This is a genomic window from Alkalicoccobacillus porphyridii, assembly GCF_007293315.1.
GTDB lineage: Bacteria > Bacillota > Bacilli > Bacillales > Bacillaceae_D > Alkalicoccobacillus > Alkalicoccobacillus porphyridii.
On record NZ_VLXZ01000110.1, the window covers coordinates 1 to 329 of the forward strand.

General features: G+C 52.6%; 1 protein-coding gene. It reads right to left on the reverse strand.

The window, feature by feature from the left end; all coding sequences use genetic code 11:
* Positions 1-329: ribosome-recycling factor (locus FN960_RS23715; RefSeq protein ID WP_221936839.1), on the reverse strand; the 329-nt coding region annotated here is incomplete at both ends.

The following is a 329-nucleotide window of genomic DNA, read 5'->3' on the forward strand; positions in this document are numbered from 1 at the left end:
TTCTTCCGTCAGCGGCGGCAGCGGAACACGGATGTCGCTACCCGCAGAGTTCGGGTTCAGGCCAAGATCGGACGCCATAATCGCTTTTTCAACGGCCGGAGACATTGAACGATCAAACACGTTGATTTTCAGTGTACGGGAATCTTCTACCGTTACGCTTGCCAGCTGACGCAGCGGCGTCGGCGTGCCGTAATATTCCACGACAATGCCATCCAGCAGGCTGGGAGAAGCACGACCCGTGCGTATTTTGCTGATTTGGGTTTTGAACGCTTCTACGCATTTGTCCATGCGTACTTCAGCATCTTTTCTGATATCGCTAATCACGTTAC